Genomic DNA, 11,209 nt, shown 5'->3' on the forward strand with positions numbered 1-11,209 from the left:
GACCTCGATCGCCGCGTCGGAGGAACCTCCGAAATAGATCGGGATGTGCGGCTGCTGGACCGGCTTTATGTCGGAGAAGGCGCCCTTGAAGCGGTAGTAGCGGCCCTCGTGGTCGACCGGGCCGTCCGCGGTCCAGATCCGCTTCAGGATGTCGACATATTCGTCGGTGCGCGCGTAGCGCTCGGCATGGGAGAGATAGTCGCCGTCCTTCTGCTGGTCGGCATCGTCGCCGCCCGAGATCACGTGGATCGCGGCGCGGCCGCCGCTCAGCTGGTCGAGCGTGGCGAACTGGCGGGCGGCGAGCGTGGGCGCGGTGAAGCCCGGCCGGTGCGCGATCATCAGGCCGATGCGCTCGGTGACGAAGGCCGCATAGGCGGCGACCTGCAGCGTGTCCGCGGCGTTGGTGAAGTAGCCGATCAGGATCCGGTCGAAGCCGCCGGCCTCGTGCGCCTGGGCGAACCGGCGGATGTAGTCCTTGTCCAGGGCAGGGCCGGTCGGCGGGTGGATCTCGGAGACCCGCCGCGCATTGATCATGCCGATGAAGTCGACGCTCATGAACCGCTCCTGTTCCGGCTCGCCTGGTCCAGCCGGGCCCGGCCGGCGGCGAGCAGCACCGAATCGTCCTGGGGCGTGTGGATGCGCGCGCAGAGCACGTCGCGCAGATGGCGCTCCAGCGGGTTCTTGCGGTCGAGCGCGGCATTGCCGATCAGGGCCACCGCCGTCTCGACCGCCTGGATCGCGTTGCCCGTGACGCTGCGCTTGATCAGGCCGAGCTCGGTGGTGCCGGGCGTCCTGCCGGCATCGACCTCGGCCGCGGCGCTGTGCAGGAGCCGGCGGCTCGTCGCCAGCAGCCCCTCGATGGTGCCCACCTCCATCTGGATCCGCGGCAGGCTGGCCAACGGCGCGCCGAGCGAGCTGGGCTGCCGCTCGTGCAGATAACCGGTCAGCCAGCCTAGGGCACCTTCGGCGATGCCGTGATAGAGGGCGGCCACGGGCAGGGTGATCCAGGCGAACGACTCGGGCTCGTAAGGACACTGGTCCGGCGGCCGGAGGTCGAGCGCGTGATCCGCCGGGATCTCGACCTCGGCCAGCGCCACGTCATGGCTGCCGGTAGCGCGCATGCCGAGATGATCCCAGCTCGGCAGGATGGTGAGCCCTTCGCTTGGCACCGGCACCAGGAACTGGCCGACCCTGGGCGTGGCTTCGTCGGTGCGCGCCCAGACCAGCGCCATGGCCAAGCCCTCGATCCCGGTGCAGAAGCGCTTGTGCCCGCTGATCCGCCAGCCGGACGAGGTGCGGGTGGCGACGGTGGCGGGCAGGCCGCCGCGTGCGGGGCTGCCGAGCTCGGGCTCGACCCGCAGCGCGTTGAGATAGGCTCCCGCGACGCCCTGGCGGCCGACCTGGTCGGCCGGGTGCGGGGCCAGCCGCCCGTTGCGCGCGATCAGCGCCTGCTGGATGAGCGTCATCGCCAGGATCAGGCTGCTGGCGGGCTCGGCCGCGGCCAGCCGCGCCAGCAGCCGGGTCACCGGCTCGATGCCCCAGCCGCCGCCGCCAAGGGCCTCGGGCACGGTCAGGCCGGTCAGGCCGAGTTCGGCGAACGCCCGAAGCGGGCCGTGCGGAAAGGCGGCGGACCGGTCCAGCTCCGCGGCCTGCGCCGCCAGTCGGGCAGCCAGTTCTGCCAGCTTCGCATCGTCGCTGGCCTGGTCCAATTGCGGAAAATGCATCGGCAACCGCTTCAGATCGAGTAGTCGAGGGAGAAGTCGTGATCGGCCTGATCCCGCATTTCGGCAAGGGTGGTCTGGTCGAGCACCGCGGCAATCGCGTCCCGCACTTCCAGCATCAGCAGGCGCACCTCGCACTCTTCGACCACGGCACAGTCGCGGCAGGGCTCGGCGGTCTTGCGCCGGGCGCAGGGAAGGGGAGCGATCGGTCCGTCCAGCGTGCGCACCACGTAGCCCATGCGGATCTCGGTGGCGGGCCTGGCCAGCATGAAGCCGCCCCCCGGGCCCTTCTTGCTGCGGATCAGGCCGGCATTCCTGAGTTCCAGCAGGATGGCGTCCAGGAAGGCCTTGGGTGCCCCGGTGACTTCCGAGATCTCGGAAGCCTGGGTGAGCTTCTCCGAGTCGCTGCCGGCGAGATGGACCAGGGCCTTGAGGCCATACTTGGCTTTCTTGGTGAGCACCCTCGGTCCGCCTCCCCGTGATGGCGTATCGGTGCGACGGCGGGAGCCGGCTGGCGCCGGAATCCCTGCGGCATCGAGCCTGGCTGCCGCCACCCGGTCATTATCGAGATAGCTTACTGAAATAGTCAACTATAAGCCGCGCAACGTCGTCCCGCAGCCACCGTTCACACGGCAGCCAGGATCTCGGCCTGGAGGGCCGCGGCGGCCGGATCGGCCAGCTCGCGGCGCGGGCGCGGGAAGGGCACCGGCACGTCCAGCGCGATCTCGCCGGCCTTCAGCACCACCACCCGGTCGGCCAGGGCCACCGCCTCGGCGACGTCGTGGGTGATCAGCACGGTGGTGAAGCCGTGATCCTGCCAGATGCGCTCGGTGAGCTGGTGCATCTCGATCCGGGTCAGGGCATCGAGCGCACCGAACGGCTCGTCCAGCAGGAGCACGCCCGGCCGGCTGACCAGGGACCTGGCCAGCGCCACGCGCTGCTGCTGGCCGCCCGAGAGCACCGCCGGCCAGTCCTGGGCGCGCCCGGCCAGACCGACATCGGCCAGTGCGGCGCGCGCGGCTTCCTGCCAGCCTGCGCCGCGCGCGATCCCGACATTGCCCAGCACACGCTGCCAGGGCACCAGCCTGGCGTCCTGGAACAGGAGGCGTACGCGCGGGTGGATGCCGGTGACCGGCGTTCCACCCACGCTCACTTCGCCATGGCTGGGCGTGTCGAGGCCCGAGATCAGGCGCATCAGGGTCGACTTGCCGCCGCCCGAGCGCCCCACCACCGCCAGGAACTGGCCGGCCGGCACGGCCAGCTCGAAGCGGCGCAGGACCGAAAGCCGGCCGAACGACTTGCTCACCTGCCGGAGCTCGATCGAGAGGCCGGCAGGTGCCGGCGCAAGGGCCGGAGGGCTCGTGCGAAGCTGGGCGGCGCTCATGGCTGCAATGCCTCCCTGCCGGTCTGGTAGGCCGGATGCCAGGCGAGTGCCTTGCGCTCGATCACGCGGGTCAGGCTGTCGGCCAGCTTGCCCAGCAGCGCATAGACCAGCACACCCAGCACCACGACGTCGGTCTGCAGGAATTCCCGGGCGTTCATGGTCATGTAGCCGATTCCGGAACTGGCGGAGATCGTCTCGGCCACGATCAGCGTCAGCCACATGATGCCCAGCGCATAGCGCAGGCCCACCAGGATCGAGGGCAGGGCACCGGGCAGCACGATGCGGAAGAACAGCGCGGCCGGGCCCAGGCCATAGACCCGCGCCATCTCGATCAGGCGGCGGTCGACCGTACGGATCCCGTGGAAGGTGTTGAGATAGATCGGGAAGGCGCAGCCGATCGCGACCAGGAAGATCTTGGCGGACTCGTCGATGCCGAACCACAGGATCACCAGCGGGATGATCGCCAGGTGCGGGACGTTGCGCAGCATCTGCATCGAGGAATCGAACAGGGTTTCGGCGGAGCGCCATACACCGGTGGCGATGCCCAGCAGCAGGCCGATGCCGCCGCCGATCAGGAGGCCCAGCAAGGCCCGCTGCGTGCTCACCAGCGTGTTGCTGATCAGGCTGCCATCCAGCAGCGTGCGCCAGAAGGCGGCGAGCACGGCATCCGGTGCCGGCAGGATCCGGTTGGAGATCAGGCCCAGCGAAGATGCGCCCTGCCAGACCACCAGGGCGGTGATCGGCAGGGCCCAGGGAGCCAGATGGCCGGCGAGCCGCAGGAAGCCGGCTCCGGCTTCCCCATTCGCCAGGTCCGGCAGGCCGGATCGTACCGCCCCCGGCATTACGGCCCGCTGGCCCGTCCGCTCAGCGGCCCCGCCCATCAGTCCGCCGTCCAGACGGCGGAGGCGATGTCGATCTGGTGCGGGATCAGGCCCAGCTCGAAGAACGTGTCCGCCACCTCCTGCTGCTGTCCGACCACGTCGTCCGAGAGCGGCTTCACGTCGTAGGTCTGGCGGGACAGCGCCTTCTCCAGGATCGGCACCGGGATCCCGATGAGCGGCGAAAACTGCTCGGCGGCAGCCGTGGTGTTGGCCTTGGTCCATGCCCCGATCTCGGACACGCCGGTCAGCACCGCCTCCACCACCTCCGGTGCCTGCTGCACGAAGTCCCGGGTCGTGAAGTAGAACTGGTAGTTCGAGACGATCCCGGTGCCGTCGGTGAGCTGGCGCGCCTCGATGGTCTGCTCGGCCGCCGCCTGGAAGGGGTCCCAGATCGCCCAGGCATCGACCGAGCCCTGCTCGAACGCGGCGCGGCCATCGGCGGGCGTGAGGAACGAGGTCTTGACCTCGTCATAGCCGACCCCAGCCTGCTCCAGCGCCCTGACCAGGAGGAAGTGGACGTTCGAGCCCTTGTTCAGCGCGATGTTCTTGCCCTTCAGGTCGGCCACGGACTTCAGCGGGCTGTCCTTGGGCACCAGGATCGCCTCGCCCTTGGGCGCTGCCGGCTCGTAGCCGACATAGACCAGCGGTGCGCCGGCGGCCTGGGCGAAGATCGGTGGCGCCTCGCCGGTATTGCCGAAGTCCACCGCGCCCGCGTTCAGCGCCTCCAGGAGCTGCGGCCCAGCCGGGAACTCGGCCCAGGTGACCGAATAGCCGAGCGGCGCCAGCTTCTCCTCGAGCAGGCCCTTGTTCTTGAGCAGGATCAGCGTGCCGTATTTCTGGTAGCCGATCCGGATGACCTTCTCTGCGGCTGCGGCCGGCCCCGCCCCAGCCATCATGAGCAGGCCGGCCGCTGCTATCAGGCGACCCAGAGCACGCCTGCCGGGCATCCAAGCCATCGTCGACTCCCTTCAGCCATGACTGTCGAGGCGAACTTAGGAAGCCGAACTGAATTTTGTCTATAAATTATATCAACAATATCCTTCAAGCAGCCCAGGAAGGCCGATGAAGTCTGCCTGTGGCCGCCTGGGCTATCCGCTCGGACAGGCGCCTCCGGCACCAAGCACGCGTTGCAGACCCAGCACCCTGCGGCCTTGGCCGCGCAGGCTTCAGACCGGTGTCTCAGAAGCCGCGGGCGGTAAGGCATGGCCTTCCGGATGGGCCAAGACCTGTTGGCCCGGCTTGGGCTGCGTGCGCTCCGGACACGCCGGACCCAGCCGGCCTGGCACGTCGCCGAGCGGGAGCTGGAGAGGCTGGGGTTCCAGCCTCCCGAGGCTGCCTGCTGGCCGCCCGGACAGTACCCAATCCGGTAGCGGCCATGATGCGGCGGCAGGGCTGCTGCTACTCGGACCGCCGACGCCGAATGACGGTGCCGCCTGGGCCTGCGGTCTCGCCTGCGGGCGGCCAGGTGAACAGCGACCAGCAGTAGCGGCAGCCCGTCTCAATCCCGGGCGAGCGCATTGCATTCCACTTCGAACGCCGCATTCATCGGGATCTTCGGCACGATGATCGTGGACCGAGTGGGCGGCGCTTCAGGGAACACCTCCCTGAACACCTCGTTCATCGCGGCGAAGTCGTCGATGTTCGAAAGCAGGACCACACATTTGACCGTACGGTCGAGCGAGGTCCCGGCCCCTTCCAGGATGTTCTTCACGTGCATGAAGGCCTGGCGAGCCTCCGCCTGGATGCCGCCGGGGACCAGTTCCGATTTGCCCTGGACCGTGCCGAGCACGCCGCCGACGTAGATCATGTCACCGGCGCGCACCGCGCCCGAATAGGGAAGGCCCTCGACGACCGGCGAGGGATAGGCGATCCGCTCGGTTGCACTGGCGGCCGGCACCGCGCCGAGCCCCAGCGCAGCTGCGACCGCCAGAATGCGGCCGTTCATGGTGAGCTTGCTCATTTCCCTCTCCCTTTCCGGGGCCGATGGAATCATCCGATCGGACCGGGCTGCAAAAACTGCTGATCTTTCAGTGGCTACGTTCGTGACGCCGCTGCCAGAACGGCTGGTCGCGAAAGCGGAGCTCGCGGGAATAGACGGCCGTGCGCTGGCGGCTGAAATGCTCGACACCGGTGCGCACACGCGCCGCATAGCGTTCCGGCGCGGAGACATCGCCATCGACGGCAAGCGACGCCGCCGCCGCGGCCTGGATGCCCATCCAGAGCGCCGTCGTCATGCCGTGCGCGGACAAGGGGTCGAACGAGGCCGCCGCATCGCCGATCGCGAGCCAATCGGCGCCCGCGGCATGTTCGAGCTTCGCGGTACCGGCGGTCGCAAGGCGTGGCGGCTGGACAAGCGCGAATCCGGCGCTCTCGATCCAGCGCGAGATATAGCTCGTTCGCTCGACCAGTCGTCGCCAGGTCCCGACATTGCTGCCGATGCCCCGGGGCATCAGGTCGGGGTCGGAGTAGAAATTGATCACCAGCCGGCGGTCGGCGAGCAGGGTGGCGTACCACCAGCCAGTGTCCGTGGCCTCCAGGAGAGTGGCCGGCGTGGGGGTGATGTCGACGGCGACCTGCTGCAGGAACGCATGGGCAGCGACCAGACGGTCGAGACGACGGAAGCGGGTGAGACGCCTGCCGATCACGGCGCGCCGCCCGCTGGCATCGATCAGGAAGCGCGCACCCAGCTGAAGGCCGGTGTCGGTCACCAACGTCCAGCCCACTCCGGTGCGGTGGAAGTCGCGAAGATATCGATCGACCATCCGGATTCCCGGGCGCTGGCGGGCGGCCTCGACGAGACCGGCTTCGAACCGGCTGCGGTCGAGCACATGCCCCGGTCCGCCGGGTTGCGCAGCGGCATGCCGCTCGAGCAGCGCCGCGCTTCCCCAGGATGTAAAGCTGACCTGCGCCGCCCGATGCGCTGGATCGGCAAGCAGGTGATCCACGCCGAGATCCGCCAGAAGCGGCATGGCGGCAGCGGCCAGGCTTTCGCCCGGCTTCTCCGCCGAAGGGACGTCCGGAGCGATCCAGGTCACGGCGACGCCGAGCTTGTCCAGCGCAAGGCAGGCCGCGCAACCGGCTATTCCGCCGCCGATGACGGCGATGGCCGCCGGATGCGTGCCGTCCGACCTCACGTCCGCCCGGACCACGGCCTACGGCAACTGTCCAAGTTCCGTCGTCCAGTCGAAGCGTGACTCGATCGAGCCGCGGCCGACCTCGACATAGAGCTTGGCCGGGATGGCCTTCGGCCGATCGGGATCGGCCGGTCCCGGCATCTCCACGACGAAGCCCATCCGTTGCCAGGCGGCGATCATGCTCCGGATGCCGTCCCAGTAGCTGGCATTGGCATGGTAGCCGATGCCCGGCACGCCGCGCGCCCACCAGACCCGGTTCTCGAAGAACTTCACCCGCTCCTCGGGCGTCAGGTCGGTCCGCATGAGCTGGTCGTAGAATTCCTCGGGCAGGACATCGACCGGGAGCAGGGCGGGCCACCAGACCGGGATGGGGAAGTCGTCCTGCATCGCGACGCGCTGGCAGCTGAACGCGTCGGGCTGCCAGGGCAGCCCCATCCAGCGGGTCAGGTCGCCGGCCATCTGCGGGCCGATCGGGGCATTGTCCCCCGTGGTGGCCGCCGCGAAGTCGAGGACCCGGCCGACATTCTGGACCAGGGATTCCCTGGCGCCGCGGGCGATCCGGAACGGCTCGGCATCCGGGTCGGCGTGGCGTGCATAGAGCGGCGGTAGCCGGAGATAATAGGACAGCTCGACGCCGGGGTGGAAGGCGCCACCGGAGCAGGGCTCCAGCGCAGCCTGAGTGAGGGCATGGGGGCGCTGCTCGACCGGGAGCTGGTCGATATGCTCGACCTGGTCGAGCCGGCTGTCGGCAAAATCGTTCTCGAACGCGCCCTCCGCCCACAGGCGCAGGCGCTCGTACTGCAGCTTCGGGAACTGGAACCACTGCAAGGGGCTGCCGTTGTGATCGATCCCGTCTCCCGGCATCATCGGGATCTTGAGTTGCTCTTCCTTGTAGGCGTCCGGGCCGAGGTTGTGCGGATTGCGGAATGCCGCGAGCACCTCTTGCCGGAACTGCTTGTTGGCCTCGCTCGGATCGGACAGGCGGGCCAGGTAGGCCTCGCTGGAGAAATCGCCGATGTTCAGCCAGCCCTTGCGCAGGTTGGCGGCGGTCGAGACCCACTCCATCAGCGCCACGCGCCGGAAGGTCGGATAGATGTGCTGGCGGAACGACAATGGCGCGTCAGGGAGCTCGCTCCACTTCTGCTCCCAGTTCATGCTCTCGACGACGTCGTAGAGCGTCGCGATCGCCGGGATGTCCGGGGCGAAATCGGGGCCGACGCAGGCGATCCAGGCACCGTCGGCGTTCAGCACCTGCCCGTCGGCAAGGGTGACGGTGGCATCCACGGGGCCATCGCACCAATCATCGTACCAGCCGTCATTGTCCGCGAAGCTGGTGATCGCCGTTCCGCGCGGCGAAGCGGAGATGCCATCGGCGGGGACGACCAGCAGCCGCCCGGCCTCGTCCGTGCGCAGTTGCCCCAGGCCCACATCCACATGATCCCAGAAGCGGCCCTTCATGGCATGCGCAGCGCTGCTGCCATCCCAGTTCACCCGCGGCCCGCTGATCGTCACCGGACCTGGATCGATGACCAGCATCCGCTCGCGCTGTGCCGTCGTGGTGAAATACTGGTTGCGCATCCTGGCCGGAATGCCGGGCGCATCCTCGCCGTTGTCGAGAGGGTTGATGAAGCCGTACCAGGCAGCCTTGGTATTGGCGACGTGAACGCGCCACTCGATCTTCGCGTCGGCGGAGGTCAGTTCCTTGACCACGCGCCCCTGCTCGTCGAACGCGTAGATCCGGAAGCGCTGGACCTGCTTCTTGACGAGGGTGTCGCCGTCCTTGTAGCCGCCCTCGGGACGCGCCGGGACACCGGGCAGTTCCGGCGCATAGAACCATTGGCTGCTGCCACCGACACGGCTGATCCCCAGTGCCGGGTAGATGCCGACGCGGGCAATCTGCGCGCCGGCTGGTGCCGGTGCGCCGGCGGAGGTCGCCGCAACCGCGACCTTGGGCAAGAACGGGAGCCCTGCCGTGGCCAATCCCGACGCAGTGCCGAGCCCTGCCAGGAAATCGCGTCGCCCGATTCCGCCTGCCTTCATCTGGACCTCCCGAGTGACTTGTGATTGTTTTCCTGCAAATCCTGTCGGACGGCGGGAATGGACCGCCGCATGAACAGGGCCGGGAATTTCTGACCGAACTTCATCTTGTTCCTGGACCGCCGGCTGACTCGAGGCTGGTGAGATCCATCCAGAGGATGGAAACGGATCGGCAGGTGGAACAGCGTGTGGAAGCGCTGCAATCGGCTGCACGCCACGTCTGGTTCAGATGCTTGATGGCCCTTCGCGTGGTGGTTTTGCGACCCAACCCACCGAGCAGACCTGCTTCGACGGCCATCCGGCCTCCTTCGACCCGGTTGGCGGCTTGAAAGGTGAAGCGCTGCTCTTCCCGATCATGCTCGGGCTCGGCTCGACGTCGATCCGCGCATGGCCGTCGGCGACAAGGAGTAATCCAGCCAGGCTGGCCGACAGGTATGGTCGCAGAATTATTTCCCTCTCCCGCACAAGCCGACGAAAGAAACATGCCGTGCATCTTTGTCCAGGCCATCGATGAGGCCGTGCTTGCCTCGGACAGACGACCGGCAGGTCTGACGCTTCAATGCGCCGCTATGCCGCGAGAAGACAAATGCATCCGTAGCCCCTCGCACCGCTCATCATCTTGATCAAGCTGGGCAATATATTAAAAATTTCCGTTTTTCCCCAAATGGCTCCTTCATTGGTACAGGTCGGCCTCGACCCGATCCACAGGAAGATAAACCACGCTTCGTCATCCTCGTCGCGCATCCTGGCACAGCCGATCCATCGGATATTGGAATGAATTCTCAGAGCTGCGGGTTGCGAGGAAACCTCTCACGGATCGATCATTGCTGATTGTCGGCCCCGGATGGATGAGCCGAGGGGTATCGCGCCCCTGATGGTCTGGCCTTCCGGTGTTCGAGCGCCATCGCTGATTGGTGCTGGATGGGCCGGACGCTGGGCGTGCTGGGGCGGGTGCAGCGCCGGGGCGAGGTCATCATCTGGTGGTGTTCTTGCGCCAGGCGAGCGACCTGCTGGACACCATCGATGCTGCCGATGTGCGTCATTCTGCCGAGCAGGCGGCGGTGGTCAGCCGGCTCACCACCATGGCTATCGTGCTTGCCACGAAGCTGCGGTTGACAGTCCAGTCGACCGTGCGTGGCGACGCCAGCATCCTGAGGGAAAAATCCCGTCCGCGCTCACCGCTGCTCGGCGGCAGCATCACACCCTTGCGGATAAAATAATCATCTGGCATTCGAACTCAATATGATCTGATGCGGGATCTGGCGTACTGGCCTCTATTGGCTATGCTGTAAGTTGTCGGCCTCAAACTGCCGAAGCCGCAGCTTCGGATCTGGTCCCCTTCGTGATGTCGGGCGGGTGATTGCCAGCCTGTATCGCTTCGTGAGAACGTGATGCTCCAAGGCAGCCAGCACGGGCTTCCTACTGAGCAGGTGCCGACTGATTTGCCGACACCGTTGACTTGTACGGCGTCTCCGCCAGCAAAGACGCTTCTGGTTTTGGTGCCCCCACATCGGCAGATGGCGAGCGGCAGCGCTCGGATGGCACAGGCTCTAGTTGCGTGCTGCGCCTGGCAGGGGGACTGTGACCTGGAAGGCAACCACCGTTGAGGCCCAGCTGCAGGACGACCCGGGTGGGCGCCATGGCTCGGGTATCGTTGATTAGATGATCAACTCAATAAACTGAGCTGCCTGCGGGCCCGCCAAACGGCGGCTCCTGTTCTCGCCATTCGTCTATCTGGGAACTGCATCACCTCCGCCTCCCACGCGCTGCACCCGGCAGGCGGCGCCGGCACGGCGCTGGTCGGCGATCCGGAAACGGTCGCGGCCCGGATGAAGGAATACATGGCGCTCGGCATCGAGAGCTTCATCCTGTCCGGCTATCCGCATCTGGAGGAAGCCTACCGGTTCGCCGAGCTGGTGTTCCCGCTCCTGCCGCTGGCCGACACCACCGGCCGGGGCCGGCGCGAGGTGCGCAACGAAGGGCCGTTCGGCGAGATGATCGCCAACGACGTGCCGCCGGCCGAGCGGGCCCGGGCGCAGTCCTGACGGGCAG

General features: G+C 67.5%; 10 protein-coding genes and 1 pseudogene. 2 read left to right on the forward strand and 9 right to left on the reverse strand.

Features of this window, described 5'->3' with window-relative positions; genetic code table 11:
- The 9 genes from VNS22_RS23875 to goxA form a co-directional block, all read right to left on the reverse strand.
- The coding region (locus VNS22_RS23875; RefSeq protein WP_325736960.1) for an LLM class flavin-dependent oxidoreductase at positions 1-555 on the reverse strand (555 nt) is incomplete at its 3' end.
- Positions 552-1,724, reverse strand: coding sequence for an acyl-CoA dehydrogenase family protein (locus tag VNS22_RS23880; protein ID WP_325736962.1), 1,173 nt, complete (start codon positions 1,722-1,724; stop codon positions 552-554). The genes VNS22_RS23880 and VNS22_RS23875, both read right to left, overlap by 4 nt.
- Before the next feature lie 11 nt (positions 1,725-1,735).
- The gene (locus tag VNS22_RS23885) at positions 1,736-2,182 is read right to left on the reverse strand and encodes an Rrf2 family transcriptional regulator (protein WP_325736964.1); all 447 of its coding nucleotides are present in this window, start codon (positions 2,180-2,182) and stop codon (positions 1,736-1,738) included.
- 164 nt (positions 2,183-2,346) lie between these two features.
- Complete coding sequence (locus VNS22_RS23890) at positions 2,347-3,105, reverse strand: ATP-binding cassette domain-containing protein (protein ID WP_325736966.1); 759 nt, start codon at positions 3,103-3,105, stop codon at positions 2,347-2,349.
- On the reverse strand, positions 3,102-3,947 hold the full coding sequence (gene ssuC / locus VNS22_RS23895) for an aliphatic sulfonate ABC transporter permease SsuC (RefSeq protein WP_414653426.1): 846 nt from the start codon (positions 3,945-3,947) through the stop codon (positions 3,102-3,104). Before ssuC ends, VNS22_RS23890 begins: the two co-directional genes overlap by 4 nt.
- A 38-nt stretch (positions 3,948-3,985) precedes the next feature.
- Entirely contained in the window at positions 3,986-4,933 is a 948-nt protein-coding gene (locus VNS22_RS23900) for a sulfonate ABC transporter substrate-binding protein (RefSeq protein WP_414653427.1), read from the reverse strand.
- Positions 4,934-5,484: 551 nt separating this feature from the next.
- Positions 5,485-5,946 (reverse strand): RidA family protein, encoded by a 462-nt coding sequence (locus VNS22_RS23905; protein ID WP_325736971.1) that lies wholly within the window; start codon positions 5,944-5,946, stop codon positions 5,485-5,487.
- Positions 5,947-6,013: 67 nt separating this feature from the next.
- Positions 6,014-7,120, reverse strand: coding sequence for a glycine oxidase maturase GoxB (gene goxB, locus VNS22_RS23910; protein WP_325736972.1), 1,107 nt, complete (start codon positions 7,118-7,120; stop codon positions 6,014-6,016).
- A gap of 18 nt (positions 7,121-7,138) precedes the next feature.
- Positions 7,139-9,160, reverse strand: a complete 2,022-nt coding sequence (gene goxA, locus VNS22_RS23915) for a CTQ-dependent glycine oxidase GoxA (protein WP_325736973.1) — start codon at positions 9,158-9,160, stop codon at positions 7,139-7,141.
- 986 nt (positions 9,161-10,146) lie between these two features.
- On the opposite strand from goxA, the gene VNS22_RS23920 reads away from it, so the two are divergent.
- Positions 10,147-10,377: a hypothetical protein gene (locus VNS22_RS23920; RefSeq protein ID WP_325736975.1), complete on the forward strand. Its 231-nt coding sequence runs from the start codon at positions 10,147-10,149 to the stop codon at positions 10,375-10,377.
- Between the two features lie 558 nt (positions 10,378-10,935).
- Positions 10,936-11,202 (forward strand): annotated as a pseudogene (locus tag VNS22_RS23925) (alkanesulfonate monooxygenase); the annotation flags it as partial.
- Positions 11,203-11,209: the final 7 nt, after the last annotated feature.

It is taken from the genome of Geminicoccus sp. (assembly GCF_035556675.1).
GTDB lineage: Bacteria > Pseudomonadota > Alphaproteobacteria > Geminicoccales > Geminicoccaceae > Geminicoccus.